The sequence below is a fragment of the Aliarcobacter skirrowii CCUG 10374 genome (assembly GCF_003544835.1).
Taxonomy (GTDB): Bacteria; Campylobacterota; Campylobacteria; order Campylobacterales; family Arcobacteraceae; genus Aliarcobacter; species Aliarcobacter skirrowii.
Map to the genome: position 1 here is coordinate 1,084,116 of NZ_CP032099.1, position 17,143 is coordinate 1,101,258.

General features: G+C 25.6%; 18 protein-coding genes. All 18 read right to left on the reverse strand.

The window, feature by feature from the left end; genetic code table 11:
- Nucleotide 1 precedes the first annotated feature (1 nt).
- Nucleotides 2-643 carry an acyltransferase gene (locus ASKIR_RS10425; protein WP_272865746.1) on the reverse strand — a complete coding sequence of 214 codons (642 nt, stop codon included), beginning with the start codon at nucleotides 641-643 and terminating at the stop codon, nucleotides 2-4.
- A complete protein-coding gene (locus ASKIR_RS05690; protein ID WP_115588338.1) occupies nucleotides 640-2,145 on the reverse strand; it encodes a glycosyltransferase family protein in 1,506 nt (501 codons plus the stop codon). The genes ASKIR_RS10425 and ASKIR_RS05690 overlap by 4 nt, the downstream gene beginning before the upstream one ends.
- Before the next feature lie 5 nt (nucleotides 2,146-2,150).
- Nucleotides 2,151-3,602: a lipopolysaccharide biosynthesis protein gene (locus ASKIR_RS05695; RefSeq protein ID WP_115588337.1), complete on the reverse strand. Its 1,452-nt coding sequence runs from the start codon at nucleotides 3,600-3,602 to the stop codon at nucleotides 2,151-2,153.
- Complete coding sequence (locus ASKIR_RS05700) at nucleotides 3,595-4,797, reverse strand: hypothetical protein (protein WP_115588336.1); 1,203 nt, start codon at nucleotides 4,795-4,797, stop codon at nucleotides 3,595-3,597. The genes ASKIR_RS05695 and ASKIR_RS05700 overlap by 8 nt, the downstream gene beginning before the upstream one ends.
- The gene (locus ASKIR_RS05705) at nucleotides 4,794-5,426 is read right to left on the reverse strand and encodes an HAD family hydrolase (RefSeq protein WP_115588335.1); all 633 of its coding nucleotides are present in this window, start codon (nucleotides 5,424-5,426) and stop codon (nucleotides 4,794-4,796) included. Before ASKIR_RS05705 ends, ASKIR_RS05700 begins: the two co-directional genes overlap by 4 nt.
- Before the next feature lie 31 nt (nucleotides 5,427-5,457).
- Nucleotides 5,458-5,991 carry a hypothetical protein gene (locus ASKIR_RS05710; RefSeq protein ID WP_115588334.1) on the reverse strand — a complete coding sequence of 178 codons (534 nt, stop codon included), beginning with the start codon at nucleotides 5,989-5,991 and terminating at the stop codon, nucleotides 5,458-5,460.
- Nucleotides 5,984-7,270, reverse strand: a complete 1,287-nt coding sequence (locus ASKIR_RS05715; protein WP_115588333.1) for an AAA family ATPase — start codon at nucleotides 7,268-7,270, stop codon at nucleotides 5,984-5,986. The genes ASKIR_RS05710 and ASKIR_RS05715 overlap by 8 nt, the downstream gene beginning before the upstream one ends.
- 84 nt (nucleotides 7,271-7,354) lie before the next feature.
- The gene (locus ASKIR_RS10420; RefSeq protein WP_257122392.1) at nucleotides 7,355-7,477 is read right to left on the reverse strand and encodes a hypothetical protein; all 123 of its coding nucleotides are present in this window, start codon (nucleotides 7,475-7,477) and stop codon (nucleotides 7,355-7,357) included.
- 55 nt (nucleotides 7,478-7,532) lie between these two features.
- Nucleotides 7,533-8,243 carry an acylneuraminate cytidylyltransferase family protein gene (locus ASKIR_RS05725; protein WP_115588332.1) on the reverse strand — a complete coding sequence of 237 codons (711 nt, stop codon included), beginning with the start codon at nucleotides 8,241-8,243 and terminating at the stop codon, nucleotides 7,533-7,535.
- On the reverse strand, nucleotides 8,240-9,163 hold the full coding sequence (locus ASKIR_RS05730; protein WP_115588331.1) for an NAD-dependent epimerase/dehydratase family protein: 924 nt from the start codon (nucleotides 9,161-9,163) through the stop codon (nucleotides 8,240-8,242). The genes ASKIR_RS05725 and ASKIR_RS05730 overlap by 4 nt, the downstream gene beginning before the upstream one ends.
- Nucleotides 9,156-9,803, reverse strand: a complete 648-nt coding sequence (locus ASKIR_RS05735; RefSeq protein WP_115588330.1) for a cytidylyltransferase domain-containing protein — start codon at nucleotides 9,801-9,803, stop codon at nucleotides 9,156-9,158. Before ASKIR_RS05735 ends, ASKIR_RS05730 begins: the two co-directional genes overlap by 8 nt.
- Entirely contained in the window at nucleotides 9,803-10,573 is a 771-nt protein-coding gene (locus ASKIR_RS05740) for an aldolase/citrate lyase family protein (protein ID WP_115588329.1), read from the reverse strand. Before ASKIR_RS05740 ends, ASKIR_RS05735 begins: the two co-directional genes overlap by 1 nt.
- Nucleotides 10,574-10,656: 83 nt before the next feature.
- Nucleotides 10,657-12,762 (reverse strand): P-loop NTPase fold protein, encoded by a 2,106-nt coding sequence (locus ASKIR_RS05745; RefSeq protein WP_115588328.1) that lies wholly within the window; start codon nucleotides 12,760-12,762, stop codon nucleotides 10,657-10,659.
- A 38-nt stretch (nucleotides 12,763-12,800) separates the two neighbouring features.
- Nucleotides 12,801-14,090 (reverse strand): hypothetical protein, encoded by a 1,290-nt coding sequence (locus tag ASKIR_RS05750; protein WP_115588327.1) that lies wholly within the window; start codon nucleotides 14,088-14,090, stop codon nucleotides 12,801-12,803.
- Nucleotides 14,091-15,194, reverse strand: coding sequence for a DegT/DnrJ/EryC1/StrS family aminotransferase (locus ASKIR_RS05755; protein ID WP_115588326.1), 1,104 nt, complete (start codon nucleotides 15,192-15,194; stop codon nucleotides 14,091-14,093).
- Nucleotides 15,194-15,706, reverse strand: a complete 513-nt coding sequence (locus tag ASKIR_RS05760; RefSeq protein ID WP_115588325.1) for an acyltransferase — start codon at nucleotides 15,704-15,706, stop codon at nucleotides 15,194-15,196. The genes ASKIR_RS05755 and ASKIR_RS05760 overlap by 1 nt, the downstream gene beginning before the upstream one ends.
- Entirely contained in the window at nucleotides 15,696-16,103 is a 408-nt protein-coding gene (locus tag ASKIR_RS05765) for a sugar 3,4-ketoisomerase (RefSeq protein WP_115588324.1), read from the reverse strand. The genes ASKIR_RS05760 and ASKIR_RS05765 overlap by 11 nt, the downstream gene beginning before the upstream one ends.
- Nucleotides 16,100-17,143, reverse strand: a complete 1,044-nt coding sequence (gene rfbB / locus ASKIR_RS05770) for a dTDP-glucose 4,6-dehydratase (RefSeq protein WP_115588323.1) — start codon at nucleotides 17,141-17,143, stop codon at nucleotides 16,100-16,102. Before rfbB ends, ASKIR_RS05765 begins: the two co-directional genes overlap by 4 nt.

The window sequence follows — 17,143 nt, forward strand, 5'->3', positions numbered from 1 at the left end:
TTTACTTCTCCAAATCTATATTCTTAATAACTCTAGCTGGATTACCAGCAACAACACTATTTTTTGGAATATCTTTAGTCACTACGGAATTTGCTCCAATAATACTATTTTCTCCAATTGTCACATTTGGCATTATAGCTACACCCTCTCCTATCCATACATTATCTTCAATTATTACTGAACCCTTTGATGTAACTTTTCTATCATTTGGTGGTAATTTTAAAGAGTCAATAGAAGTATCACCATGAAAATGGTCGGTAATAAATATTTTACTTGCCATAAGAACATTATTTCCTATTATCACTTTATTGACACACCCTATATGACAATCATAACCTATGTTTACATTATCTCCAAAAATCATTTCTGGAGTGTACTTATTATCAAGATGCTTTGAGTAAGTTTCAATTCTAGCTCTAGCACAAAGACTAAAATTATCTCCAATAGAAATATTCTCTAATTCATTTGTAGTTATAGGAAACATAATATTTGGATTTTTACCACAGCTTTTTAGTTGTTTTACAATATATTGTGTATTTAAACTAGTTATTAAAAATGATATAAACTTCACAAACTTTTTATGGAGTAAAAATGCAATAACCTTAGAACAAGCATTAATTATATTTTTGATTAGTATTTTCATTTTACCAACTTTAATTTCTTAACTATTTTTCTTATTATCAATTTTCTATGATTTATTAAAATTTTTATAGTTGAAATAAAAGCACCAAAAAAATCATACTTAAAATATTTCAAACCAAGCCATCTAAATTTTATTAAATCATACTCTTTTAAGTAATTATTTTCTATATCAAAATAAATATTAGAAAATCTAATTATATCAATTTCAATATCTTCATATACAGCTATTTCATTTTTATATAATTTATTTTGTAAATCTGTAGAAAATTTTTCTTTGCTAGGTATTAAGTTTTCATAATTTAACTTTTTTTCATTTCGATATTTTGAATCTTGAATTAATTTATTTATTTCATGATGAAACTCTTCTAAGTTAAAATATGTAAATTTCAAATTATTTGTTTCAAATAAACCTTCTGCATTATTACATGGAATATTTTTGTCATTAAATCCTATTAATGGCTTATTGTTCATAATAGCATATTGACTCATTAATCCACCTATAAAAGGATAGGTATTGATATATACATCTATCCTTTTAAATACTTCACTTATGTCTGTTCTATTACCTATTAAAAATATTTTATTTATAAGATTATTATTTTTAATAAATTCAATCAAAGGTTTTTCATTACCGTTACCAGCAATTAATATAATTGAATTATTATTTTCATTTGATATTCTTTTTAGAATATTTAGAAATGAAAAATTTTCACCATACATTTTATAAAAAGAACCACCTGTAAAAAGAACTATTTTATCTTTCTCTATTTTCGGTAATCCTTTAAAATCTGAAGAAATTAAAATAGGATAATAGATTTGTTTAATTATTTGATTATTTTCAATGCTCCTAAATTTATTTGAAACATTACAACCATAATCTCTAAATTCAATACTAAAGTCTAAACAACTTTTTCCAAGCCAAAAAGCATGATCTGTGAGATTGATTAAATATCTTTTAACTAAGCTTTTATATTTTATCCATATCATAATAGCAAAAACACTCCACGGAGAAATATGAATAAAAGCATTATTAGGAGCAAATTCATCAATTCTTTTTTGAATTTCCATAAAATTCAAATTGTTAATATCATTTGATTCAATTATATATAATTGTGCCATTTTGTTGTTTTTTACTTGTTTAATTATATTTCTACAACTATTCATATCTTTTGGTTTTTCAAGAATATATAAATACTCAACACCCCAAGAATCTAATGCATTTAAATATTGTTGAGTTAATCCTCTATTATCTAATCCAAAGCTATCATAAAAAACCCATCTATTTTTATTAGGAATAAATTCTGGTGATGAAATTAAATCTTGAGACATTTCGAATAAAAAATTTTCTAATTCTTCATCAACATACTTAAAATTTAAATGATATGCTATGTTAGCACAACATTGAATTATTGAACATGCATTTTTATAATTTCTTTTTTTTATTTCTACTTTTATTAAAAATTTTAATTTATTAAAATCTTTTTCTACAAATTTTAGATTCATATTTACTAAACCTTATTTCCAAATTTTATTTTACTCATAACCTCTCCAACAATCTTCATAAAAAACTCATCTTTTCTTAGCCATAAAAAAAGAATATAAACTATAGCACCAACAACTATTTTTAAGATCAATTCAAAAATTCCACCACCAATATCTAGAAATATAACAGCAAAATACATAACCACACTAGCTAATATATAATTAAAGGCTATTTTTAGCTGTTTTATAGGTCCAAAATCAAACAGCTTGTATGGATAATAAGCATTTATAAAAAAAGCTATAAAACTAGTAAATACCATAGCCCAAGCCAAAGCTTCTATCCCAAAAGGTATAGCCACAAATAAGGCTATCAAAGACATAGGAAGCTTTGATAAATCTACTTTAAGAAATAAATCTGACCTTCCTATTGCATTTAATATATTCATATTTATTGCACTTATTGGAGTGATAGTTCTTGCAAAACTTAGTGCTACTATCAAAGGTATAGCCAAAAGCCACTCTTCTCCTAAAAATAGTTTTACAAAGCTATCAGCAATAGCTGCAAATCCGACTAATACTGGTAAAGAAAAAAGCATAGTTATAGATATAAGTTGTTTATATATATTTACCAATCTCCCCTTATCTTCTTTTACAGATGTCATAATAGGATATGTCACACCTTGCAGAGTTGAGCTTATCACTCCAGATAGAGCGTTTGTAAGATTTACAGACTGAGTAAAGTATCCCACACTTGTAGCACTAAAATATCTTCCCACCAAAGCTACATAAAGATTATTTACAAAAGTTGCTACAAATCCAGCTATCATAAGATTTGATCCAAATTTAAACAGTGACTTCAAAGAGTCTTTACTAAATACAAGTGATGGAAACCATCTGCAAAAAAACCAAAGAGTTATTGTATTTAACAAAGCTTTTGACAAAATAAGCCAAACCAATGCCCAGTATCCATACCCTTTAAAAGCAAGCCAAATAGCCAAAATAGAACCAAAAAATGTAGCAACTGTACTAGCTATAGTTTGACTTTTGAAATCTATAGAAATAGTGAGTTTAGCCCTAGCTACAATACTCAATGAATTTATAATAACAACCAAAAATAATATTCTAGAAATCTCTTCCAAAACTGGTTGTCTGTAAAACTCAGCTATATATGGTGCTGATATATAAAGTACTACATACATAGACAATCCCCAAAGCATATTTACATAAAAGATAGTTGAGCTATCTGCTTCTGTGAGTTCTTTGCTTTTTTGTACTAGTGCTTGCATAAATCCACCACTTATAACACTCTCAGCCAAAAGCATAAAAATCATAAGCATCCCAATAAATCCAAAACTCTCAGGACCAATCAGCCGTGCTAAATAAATAGTTACAGCCAATGAGCCAAGTTGGTTTATAAGTTTATCTGCAAGACTCCATGAGAGTCCGTGGATGGCTTGTGATTTTAGAGATTTATTCAATACTTTTTTCCATCAATGAATTAAATATTTCATTTTGTTCTTCTATATTTAAATAATCTATAGTTTCTGCTAATGATTTTGATTCAATTCGATTTTTATATTTATCTAATATTTCTAACACATAGTTATCTTTTGTATTTTTATTTATCGATATATTTTTTCCTAAATTTATATAGAAAAATCTTTGTTTATCTGCACCTAAATAAAGAATATTCTGATTTTTATACTTTACGATTTCTGGTTTATTATTTGTTAAGAAAAAAAATTCTGAAGTTTTTCCAATAAATGTATTTTTGTACTCTTTAAAATTAATATTAGCTGGAATGACAAGTAATATTAATATAAGAATAAAAATTATCATAAACATTCTAATGTGTCCAGCTAACCAATATTCATTCGCTTTTATATTATTTAATTTTTTAATACGATTTATTCTTATTTTATAAATAATATGATTCTTATTAAAATAACTTTTAATTTTTTCTATAAAGATATCTATATATTTATACACTGGCTCCAATAAGAAAAACAAATAAACAAACAATAAAATTAAAACTGTTAATATAATTTTGGAACCTGCTATGTAGAATAAAGTCAAATATCCAAAATATGATATAATAAAATTTTCTAAACCTAAAGCACTAAATGGTAGATTTGTCATATCACTTAAATATATTAATATAAATGAAGGTAGTAATATTGAATAAACTATAGGAAACAATACAAATATCTGAAATTTAAAAATAGATTCCAAAATATTGTTATATTTTTTAGCTCCTAATATATTTTTTTTCTTTTTAGTTTTATCTTCTTTTATAAAAAAACTCTCTATTTCTTCTATTATATTTTCATATTTTTTATGAATTGGTATTACAAAAGCTAGTAACTTAAATTCATCTTTATTTATTTGATTTCTATAATATTTTATATCTTCTAAAATTTTATAATTTTTTGAAATTATAAAATAAAATTTATCTTCTTCTTTAGTTGTTTTAATACAATCAATATGTGTAAATTCTAAAATTTCATTTTTTTTATTGCAAATTATAAAATATAATAAACTCTCATCTTGTTCTTTATCTATGGATAATTTTAATTCATCGCATATAGATAAATCTCCTATTTTATATTCTTTAAAATACTGTTGATAACTTGATTTTAAATCTTCTATATTTATTTTTTTATAGTTATTCATACTTGATCAATTTTATTTAAATTATTAAACTTCTCTATGTAGAAATTTGAAACTTCTCTTAACTTTTCATTGTTATAACCGTAAAACTTCATAGCATTTACATTTGCAGCTTCATAGTCGTTTATACTATCACCTATTAAAACACACTCTTTTGAATTATAGTTATATTTTTCCAATATATTTTTCACTAAATCATTTTTAGGTGTTGGAGAGCCTTCTATTGTTTTAAAATACTTACTAATTTCTAATTCTTTACAAAGATAATTGAGCTCTTTTTCATCTGAACCTGAAACTATATGAAAGTTGTAGTTTTTATAGTTTTTTTCTATAAAATATACTGTTTCATCTATCAAATATTTTTTATTTGTAAGTTCTGCTTTCATAATAGTAGAAAATCTATTTGCTAGTTCTTGAACTTTTTCATCACTTACATCTTGTCCCAAAAGAGTGTTATAAAAATATCTTATTTTTACATATCTACTCAAACCACCATTTAAAGTATGATATCTTACAAGCTTATCTACAATATCTTTATCAAAATCTTTAAATATTTCTCTAAATCCATAATCTCTTATTGGCATACTATCAAGTATAACTCCATCAAAATCCCAAAATATTGTTTTAATCAATTTTCTCCTCCAAAAAAACTATTTTTTATATTTATTTACAAATTAATTTTTTAAAATTATCTTTATAAAAATTTATATCTTGAGTGATTATATTGTCATAAAAACCACCAAGATTTTTATTTAGTTCATCTAGCCCAAACCTTATACTATTTGTTTCTATATGCCTTGAATCAAAATATCTTCCTATTCTTTGATTTTCAAAAACTACACAAAAAATAAATATATTATCTTTGGGAGTAAACTTTTTTAACATATCTTTTAAAATATTTGTACCTTTTTCAAATTTTGATTTTATCTCTTTGGATTCAATATATGATGCTTTTTGATACTTAAACTCTACAAAGTAGAATCTTTTATTTTCCAAATAAATAGCATCTGGAGATGATGGAAGTTTCGATTTATCAAAATTTTCTTTAATATATTTATCAAAATCATAAACATTTAAAGTAGTTTCGTCGTTACACAAGTATCTATTGTTTGTATCATCATAGCTTGTATTTTTAAAAGTCGATTGATATTTTTTTAGCTTATTTTCTAAAAACTCTTTTAGATTATATTTACTCATCTAACAATATTTCCATATCCATCTGCCTAAAAATCTCAAAAGGTTCTTCAAGAGTTTTAAAAATATCTTCTAGTCTGTTTCTTGGTTCTATTATGCTATTTTCTGCTAAATAAAAATTTGTATTCTCTTCTAAATTTTCTGAATCACTATATCTTTTTATAGCTTCTATCATATATGGACTATGTGAAGCTATTAAAATTTTTACTCCATTTTTTGCCAATGTTACAAGAACTTTTGCATATTTTAGTTGCCATTTTGGGTGCAGATGATTTTCTGGTTCATCTATTATCAAAATAGAATTTTGATTTAATATATCATTTTCTAAAAGAAGCTGTAATATACCAAAAGATTTTATACCACTTGCTGTATTTTTTATAGAGATAGCTTTCTCATTTTTACTATAAATAAAATCTCTTTGTTTATTATCATAAACTATATTTCCATCTATAATCTTTTGAATCTCTTTTAAGATAGTATCTTCAAATTCATCATTTAAAAATATAGAAAAAGATATTTTTTTAAGCTTGTCAAACAAATCTTTTGTATGTAAAGTAGTATATGGAATACCTAATCTTTCTATACTTCTTTTATTTAAACTAAGTCCTGATTGGCTTCTTATAAGTAAATCATGGTTGTTTAGTATAAGTGGAGTTTCTATAAATGTTGCATCTTTTAGCTGTATTGGTTCAACATCTTTTATAAGAGATAATTTATTGTCTTTGCTTATTCTTATATTAATTAACTCTAAACTATTTTCCAAAAGAGTTATTTGCCCATCTTCTTTACCATTAAAAAGAATACTTGAATCAAATTCAGAAAAAAAAGCTTTATTTAATGCACTTTCAATATATTTTTTCTCATCTTCTGGCTCATCTTTTATAATATATATTTCTTTTAAAACTTTTTCTATTTTTTCAATATCTTTTAAATCAGATTTATCTCTAACTGTTAATATTAACTCTTCTAGCTTTAAAAGTTTCTCTTCTAGTGTATATTCATCTAAAATTAAAAAATATATATCTTCTGTATTTTTTAAAACTGTATTATGTGCTAAAATATTTCTAACAAAGAAAAAAAGATTGTCTAATCTCTCTTTTAATTTATGCTCTTTTGATTCTTGTAACTCATCTTTGTATTTATTTATAGCTTTTATGATACAAAATATAACTTTACCAATAGTGCTTTTCCCATTGTCATTTTCACCAGCAATAAGAGTCAAAGAGTTTAGATTAAGCTCTGCTTTTTCCAACATTCCTATATTTTTAAGTTTTATTTGCATTTTTTCTCTTTATTATTGTGTTTTATCGTAATTTTTAGAAAAGATTATATATAAAATTAACTTAGTTTCATAGTATTATTGTGGTTAAACATAAAAATGTAATTTTATTTTCCTAAACTCTTCAAATATTTCTCTAAATCCATAATCTCGTATTGGCATACTATCAAGTATTACAACATCAAAATCCCAAAATATTGTTTTAATCAATTCCTAATCATATTTATTAAACTTTATATGTAATGCACAAAGTTAGTAAACATTTTCATAAATTCTTTTCTATCCAATTTTCGCACTCTTTTAAATCTTCAATTGTATGCACATCAAAACATCTATCCACAAAAATTGGTTTAGTATTATTACCTAAAAAGATCCAAGGTTTTTGACCATTTTTACTATAGAGAGAGTTTTTCATATTTAAAATCCAAAAATTGTGACATAAAAAATAGCAAGGCTCTAACTCTTGTCTATTTGTAGATACTTCCATATCTGAAAAATCAAAAAATGTATCTAAACTACCATTTTCATTAAGTTTTTTTGCCCTATATGGGTGATGATCTTGTTCTTGATATACAGGGACTACTGAAGTTATAGATTCATCATTTAGTATTTGATTTATACCTTTTTCTATCCACTTACTTTTAACTGTTGCAGAATTTGCTAAAAACACTATCAAAATATCTGGTTCTAAGTTGTCTTTTTCTTTCATATATTCAACTGCGTGAAGTATGGCATCCATATGTTTTGCAGTTGGACTTGCAAGCTCATCTGGTCTTTTTATTTTTTTATACCCCAAATCGTATGCTATATCCAATATTTTATCATCATCACTACTTACATAAAAATGATTTATAGATTTTACATTTTTTGCAGCATTTGCAGGATAACTAATCAAAGGCTTACCTAAAACAGGTAAGATATTTTTATCAGAAAGAGTGTTATTCCCTCTTCCTGTTAAAAGTGCTACTATATTCATATCAAAACTTCCTTTGCATATATGTACATTTTTTCTAATCCATCTTTCAAATCAGTCTTTGGTGTCCAACCCAAACTTTTTAGTTTTGTTGCATTTGCTTTTGAGCCAAACTGATCCCCTTCATGAGAGCCTATATTTGTGATCTTAAATTGACTTTTTGATTTATCATTGACTTCTATTATCAAATCAATTAATTCTTTTACAGTAGTTGCTTCTTCTGAACCCACATTATAAACTTGACCATCTGTAATACTATCAAGTCCAAGTATTAAAGCATCAACTACATCATCTATATAGACAAAATCTCTATATCTTTCAAAAGAACCAGTAACTTTTATCTCCTCTGAAATAATCGATTGAGCCATAAATATACTTGCCATACCTTGTCTTAGGTTTGACATATCTTGTCCTGGACCATAGACATTAAATAGTCTAAAAATAGTACTTTCTATACCAAAGTACTTAAACATATTGATATAGTACTCACCTGCCACTTTTGATACTCCATAGTTTGACAAAGGTGTTTGAATATCACTCTCTTTGATCTTTCCTTCTTTATTTCCATAAGTTGCCATAGATGATGTGAAAATAATCTTTTTTGCTTTGCATTTTCTTGCATAGTTACAAATATTTAGTGTACCTTTTACATTTGTATCAACATCTAGTTCTGGCTCTTCTTGAGAGATTGCACTTGCAGTTTGAGCAGCTAAATGAAATATATAGTCAAATTCTAAATGCTCAATTTTTTTAAAGTTTTCATAACTTCTAATATCTAAACTATATTTAGCAAAACCATCATGTAAAGATGTAAACTTTTTTTCTAAATCTATAATTGTTACATCATGATTTAAAATTTTTAATTTTTTAGCAAGTGCAGTTCCTATAAATCCTGCACCACCAGTTATAAGTACACTAGACATCAAACTCCTTTCTAAAGTATATAGAGATCATCTCTTTTGCTATAGTATAATCATGAACATCTTTTATCTCACTAGCTACAAAAGAATCTACTTCATAAAATTCAGGATTATTTGATAAAAGATTTTTAGATTGTAGTGCTATATCTTTTTTGATTATATAACAGCCATTTGTCATGATATAAATAGGTTCTACATCTTTTCTTGATATAAAATCATCGCTAAAGTTTAGCTTGTGGTTATCAAAAAATATATACTCTTTTTTCTTCTCTACAGATACTAATGAACTTAAAGCTTCAGTTTGATATTTCTCATACATAGTTTTATAAACATTAGCACTCATAAAAGGAGAAGTTGTATTTATCCAAATAATATCAGTAGTATCTACTTTATCTATAGTTTCAACTAGCATATCTTGATAATTAAGTCCTGTTTTTCGTTTAATAAAATTCACTTCTTCTTTTTCTGCAATTTCTTCTATTATCTCACTATCAGAACTTATATATATTTGAGACGATGAAGCAAACTCTTTGCATTGTGATATTTTCCACTCTAAAAGTGTAGTATCTCCAAATGGGGCTAAATCGCCTAGTTTATGATACTTATTTGTTTCCTGAGCAGGTATTATTATAGCAAAAATCATTACATTCTCCTTTTTAGTTCTGTTAGTCTAGCTATTTCAGAGCCTATCTGAACATCACTAAACTCTTTTTTTGATAGAATATAGAGCTCTTCAAATTTTAAAGCTTCTTTTATAGCATTTTCTTTTTCCAAAAATGATTTTGTAGGAAGAATTACTTTTCTAGTTTCTAGTTTGTAGATAATCTCTTTTAGGTCTGTATATTCTGTATTTATTTTTTCAATAGTTTTAGCCGAAGTACTTCCACCTACTGTGAAAGTTAAATTTGCATTTTTTACTTTTTTACCTATATTTTGTAAAAGCTCAAAAGTAAAATTACTATCAGGCTTTATCTCTGTATTAAAATATGAAGCTGTTAAATCTGAACGACCTATTGTGACATTGTCAAATTTACCATTTGCAAATTCTAGTATCTCATCCAGTTGTTCCATAGCATTTTTTGTCTCAAGGTTAAGAGTAGTATGTACTTTATGGTCGCCATAGACTTTTTTTAAGCTATCATAAAATTTTTTTGCTCCAAACTTACTTTCAACCATGGGGGCGATAAGTCCGTCCACATCTATCTCTAAAGCATCTTTTATATCTCGTACAGCTTCTACTCCACCAATCTTGAGATAAAGTTTCACACCTGCTTTTGATGTAAGTCTTCTAAGCCTCATAAGATCTCTAAAAGATGAGCCTTCTGCTTCAAATTCTGCTTTTATACCTTGTAAATCATAATTATCTTTAAGAAAACAAAGTTGTTCATAAAGATTTTTTTCTAAATTATACAATTATTACTCCTTGTATTTTATAAGTAAGTTTCGCACTGTTTATATACCCACCATCTCTTAGAGTACAGTCTAATATTTGTATTTTATTCACTTTTACTTTCCTCTTTTAATACTAATTTCAACTCTTTTCCAAAGTAATTGTGTAAAGAATAATCTTCTTTTTGAAGTTTATATTCTGTACTATCATCTATAATATTATCTATTTCTATACTATATTTTTTTAAAAATTCATTTATCTCTTCAAAATATAATATTTCTATCAATACTTTTCCTAAATCTATTTTTAATTTTTCATAAAATTTATCATAAATTAATTTTCTAATATCATCTGCTAAATCTTTATTTTTCAAAACAATATTTTGAAAGAAAAATCTATCATCAAACAGTTCATTTAAGATATTTACAATATCATCTTTTTCTTTTTTCTCTAACAAATAGTCAAAATATTTTTCTAATAATACTTTAATAGTATTTTTATTTATAAGTAATTCTACTCTTGGAAATGGGTTAAACTCTTGAAATATTTTATTTATAAATACTTTAAATATATCATCATCTTCTTTTAGATTTAAAAGTTTATCTATATTTTCATCTTTTACTAATGTATCAAGATAGTATCTTTTTATTACAATTTTTTCTAGTATTTCTTCATAGTTTAGGTTATTTTTATTTTTTATTATTATCTCAATAACTTTGCCTAGAAGCTCTTGCTTTTTTTCATTATAATTATAAACATATGTTAAGAAATTATCTAAAAATTTTGATTTATGCTCTTTTAATTCTAGTTTTTTTAGATAATTATGGATAATTGTAAAATCTTCTAATATATTTTCAAATATCTTATTGCTTATATCATAATCATTTATTTTGTAGTTTTTGTATATCTCTAGATAAAGTTCATCAAAAGTTGATAAATGAGATTTTAGCAGTTTTAGTAAATTTTCAGTTTCTTTTGAAATATTTTCTAAGTATTTTTCATCTTTTATATTGATTAGTTGTAAAATACCCAACAAATTATTTTGAGTGATTAAGTAATTATAATCTTTAAAATTCATAGACTTTATAATATTTATAATATATATAAATCTAAAAGATATAAATACTTTCCAATCATCTCCATGTGTATTTTTTAGGTGTTTTACAAAATTGTATGTTTCATTGAAACTACTTTTAATAACTCTAAATGTAGGCACTATTTCCAAAATATTTTTTTCATAATGATTTGCAAAAGAACCTTGATTTAAAAGTAAATTTGTAAATTCTTCATTTGAAATAAAATTTTTAGTTTTTGGGAAAATATAATTTTTAAAATATCTTAAAATATCGTTTTTGTCTATTGGGGCTAACTGATATTTCATATTAAAAATTTTATGTATATACTCAATGTCCAGATTTTCTATTTTTTCTATTTGTTCTAAATCAAGTGCTGTTATTGTAACAATATTATCAAACGATGCTGTATATCGAATAATTTTAAATATATCTACAATCTCTTTGCTGTCGTGAAGTCTATCTACTTCATCGATTAGCAGTAGTATTTTTTTATCTTTAAGAGTTTTTTTCAACAAAATATTAAATCTATCTTGTGAGTTTTTTATTGTTTGTTCAAAAGGAAGTGTAATAACAAAATCACTTTTTGATATATATTTTGAAGATAATCTAAAATAGTTTGAAAACAATAAAGATTCAAATAGATTTTTAAACCATAAAATCTTGTTTTCTTTGAATAGAATATTGTCTATCTCTTTTTTTATCTCATTTAAAAGATTATTACTATTTTCTAGTTGCCAAGTATTTAAATATATTGTGTGATATTTTTGTTCTAGTTCTTTTTTGATAGCTTTGAGAGTTGAACTTTTACCAGCTCCCCAAGGTGCTGTTAATGCAATAGAGAAAAACTTATCTGATTTATGACTATCTAGTATTTGTAAAATAGGTTCGATTTTATCTTTTTGTAGGTCATAATATTCTTCATCATCTAACATTTCACTATCATTAGTTTTATTTTTAATATTTTCATTTCCACTACACAAAAATTTATATATAAAATAAATAATAATTGAAAATATTGAAGAATAAATTATTATCTCTTTTATATAAAATGGATTATTAAGAAAATAATTTATTGTTTCTTTTATAAATAGAAGTAGAATAATTAAAATAAATAATTTAATAAATAGTGTTTTCATGGTTTAATTATCTAAATAATATTTGTAGTATCTGTATTTCATTCAATCTTTGTAGCCTCTTTTAGATGAGTTAATATAAAAGAAGAAGGATTTATTTTATTTTTTATAAATTCATGTCCCTTTATATCATCTTTTATAATATTCTCAATAAAATTTTCTATATCTTTTTCGCTAGAAAGAATATTATATTTTTTTAACAATTCTTTACCATAAGAATTTATAGCTTTTAATTGATTTTCACCATTGAAGTATAAATAACCACAAGGTTTCTCTACCAATAAATACTCATCTATAAAGCTTCCACAGTCATGTATTATTGCATCTGAAGTTGCAAAAAGTTCAATATATTCTCCTAGTTCCAATTGTGTGTATTCACTATTTTGCCAAAATTCATAATATCCATCTGTTCTTTTTTTCCCCCATTCTGGATGTATATATAGCTTTGATTTTAAAATAGGATGTGGTTTAAATGCCCATTGAATTACATCACGATATTTTATAGCTAAATTCTTAATTGCTTCACCATTTTTTAAAAATGTCCCTAAATGTAAATTATTTTCCAATAAAATACTTTGATGTGGAGCATAAATTATTCTTTTTTTTGTCTTAGTTTGTTGTTTCCAAGGATTTTTTATATTTTTTTCTAATGAATTTTGAAACATCTCATGTATTAGATTACCAGATAATTCAATATTATATCCCTTATTTAATGATATTTCTTTTGCTCTATTTACAGAATATTCTGATTGTAAAAATATTTTCCAAACTACATTATGAAATGTTTGATTATAAACTGATTGTATATCATAATTTGAAGCTATATCTGTATAATACGGCACATAACAACTCAAATAATTCATATAAGCATCTTCGTAATACTCTTTTCTAGTTAGATTGTGAGGATTTGTGAAAAACACAATATCAGGTTTTATCTCTTCTAAACTTATCCATCTATCTTCATCTTTATTGTATGAAGAGATTATAGGATAACCTTTTTCTTCAAAATACTCATAAGTATCTTTCATATCTTCCCACATTCGCTCTTCTCCATAAGCAATATATGGACAAACCAAAACAAGTGGCTCAAAATATGAATCATCAAGCATCTTTTTAAATACAGGATCTACTTTCCACACACTTTTGTGAATAGCTAGGAAAACTACTTTTATTTTCTCTTTGCCTTTTATCTGTTCTATTAGTTGCTTATGTTTTTTTTGCATTTTTTTGAATAAAACTCTTTTTTTTGCATCATCATAGAATTTTTTCTTTAAAGGTCTTAATATATTTTTTATAGGTTGTGGTATGAGTTTTTTTATTTTTGTTTTCATCTATATTTTAAATCCATTAATAGCTTCTACAATTTTCTTCGTATCTTCCAAACTCTGAACACCACTTATAGGCAAACTCAATACTTCATTATGTATTTGCTCACTTATTGGATAACTTTCATTGTTCCACTCTTTATAAGCATTTTGTTTATGAGGAGGAATTGGATAATGAATTAGTGTTTGTACACCATTTTCTCTTAAATATTTTTGTAGTTCATCTCTTTTATAAGTTCTTATTACAAACAAATGCCATACATGATTATCCTCAGCTCTTAGTGTTGGTAAAATAATGTTTTCATTTTTAATATTTTGTAGATAGTAGTTTGCTATTTCTCTTCTTTTATTTGATTCTTCATCAAGGTATCTTAGTTTTACTCTAAGCATCGCTGCTTGTATTTCATCAAGTCTGCTGTTTATCCCTTTGTAAAGATTTTCATACTTTTTATGGCTTCCATAGTTTCCTAGTGCTTTTATAGCATTTGCTAGCTCTTCATCATTTGTAGTAACTGCTCCACCATCACCTAATGCTCCTAGATTTTTTCCTGGATAAAAGCTAAATCCACTAGCATCTCCTAAGTTTCCACTTCTTTTATCTTGAAAATACGCTCCATGCGATTGAGCTGAATCTTCTATCACTTTTAGATTATATTTTTTTGCTATCTCATTTATAGCATCCATTTCACATGTTTGTCCATAAAGATGCACTGGTAAAATAGCTTTTGTTTTTGAAGTAATCTTTTCTTCTATTTTATTTGGGTCAATCAAATATGTATTTATATCTGGTTCAACTAAAATAGGCACTAAATTATTTTGTGAAATCGCCAAAATTGAAGCTATATATGTATTTGATGGAACTATTACTTCATCGCCATCTTTCATAATTCCCAGCTCTTTATAAGCTCTTAATATTAAGATTAGTGCATCCAAACCATTTGCCACACCAATAGCATATTTAGTTCCACAATACTTGGTAAACTCTTTTTCAAACTCTTTGCATTCATTACCTTGAATATACCAACCACTATCCATCACTTTTGTACAAGCTTCAATTAATTCAGCTTTATATTGAGCGTTTAAACCTTTTAAATCTAAAAATGGGATCATTATTTATTTTCCTTACATTCATCACAAATTAATGTTCTATCACATTTTTGTCCACATTTACAAACATAGCCTTTAAACTTTGCTGGATTTCCATACCAAAGTTCTTGAGTCCCTACATTTTTTGTTACAACACTTCCTGCACCAATCATTGCATATTCATCTATTGTAATTCCTCCAATAATAGTGCTATTTGCACCAATTGAAGCTGATTTTTTGATAGTTGTTTTTAAAAATTCTTTAGGATATTGTTTACTTCTAGGTAGAAAATCATTTGTAAAAGTTACATTTGGACCAATAAAAACATTATCTTCTAATGTTATTCCATCCCAAATCTGTACACCACTTTTTATAGTTACATTATCTCCAATAATCACATCATTTTCTATAAGAACTTGAGCATTAATATTACAATTACTTCCTATTTGTGCATTTTTTAAAACAACACAAAACTGCCAAATATTAGTATTTTCACCAATATTTTGAGATTGAACATCTGCTAAATTATGAATCATTTTTAACTTCTTTTAAAAACTTATTATAATCTCGTATATAATCACTCTCATCATAGTGTTCACTTGCAAGAACAACCAAAACACAATCCGAACTAAAATCTTTCATTTCTCTCCAAATAAGCCCCTCTATAAAAAGTCCTTGGTTTGGATTATCCAATTTTATCTCTTCTCTTCTTTCCCCATCATCCAGTACAAAAGTACAACTACCTTTTACAGCTATAGCAATTTGTTTAAGATTTATATGAGCATGGAAGCCTCTTTCAACACCTTCTTTTGTATCAAAAATGTAATAAACTCTTTTTATCTCAAATGGAGCATTGTATCCCTCTTCTATAGCTATCAAAGAGCCTCTTTCATCACCTAATGTTTTAAAATCTACCAGCTTATAACTAGTCATTTATTTATCCCATATTTATCTAAATACCACTCAATAGTCTTAACTATTCCTGTGTCAAAGTTCTCATCTGCTTTCCATCCAAGTTCTTGCTCTAACTTTGTTGCATCTATTGCATATCTTCTATCATGTCCAGCTCTATCTTCAACGAAAGTAATTTGTTCTTTGTAAGAAGATTTATCTTGTTTTGGAACTTGTTGGTCTAAAATAGTTGTAATTCTATCAACTATTTGAAGATTTGTTCTCTCATTTCTTCCACCAATATTATATGTTTGTCCTGTTTTTCCATTATGATAAACTAAATCTATACCTTTACAGTGATCAAGTACATACAACCAATCTCTTATATTTTTCCCATCTCCATAAATTGGAATTGGATTTCCTAAAAGAGCATTTCTTATAATCGTAGGAATTAGTTTTTCATCATGTTGTTTTGGACCATAGTTATTTGAGCAGTTTGTAATAACTGTATTTAATCCATATGTTTCATTATATGCTCTTATTATCATATCACTTGAAGCTTTTGAGGCTGAGTATGGAGAGTTTGGAGCATAAGGAGTTTTTTCAGTGAACAGATCATTTGGATCAAGAGTAAGTGTTCCATATACTTCATCTGTTGAGATATGATGAAATCTACACTCTTGATATTCTGATTTATAAGTAAATGGTTTAGTCATCCAATATTTATAAGCTACATCAATCAAAGTAAATGTTCCATTTACATTTGTTTGTACAAATACACCTGGATTTTTAATACTATTATCTACATGTGATTCAGCTGCAAAGTGAATAACACCTTGTATATCATATTCACTAAATATAAATTCAACTAATTCTCTATTACAGATATCACCTTTTATAAATTTATAACAAGGATTTGTTTCACACTCTTTTAGATTTTCCAAATCTCCTGCATATGTTAAAAGGTCTAGGTTTACCAAATTATAGTTTGGGTATTTTTCTAAAAAATATGGCACAAAGTTACTACCAATAAACCCTGCACATCCAGTTACAAGTATTGTTTTATTATTATTGTTGAACAT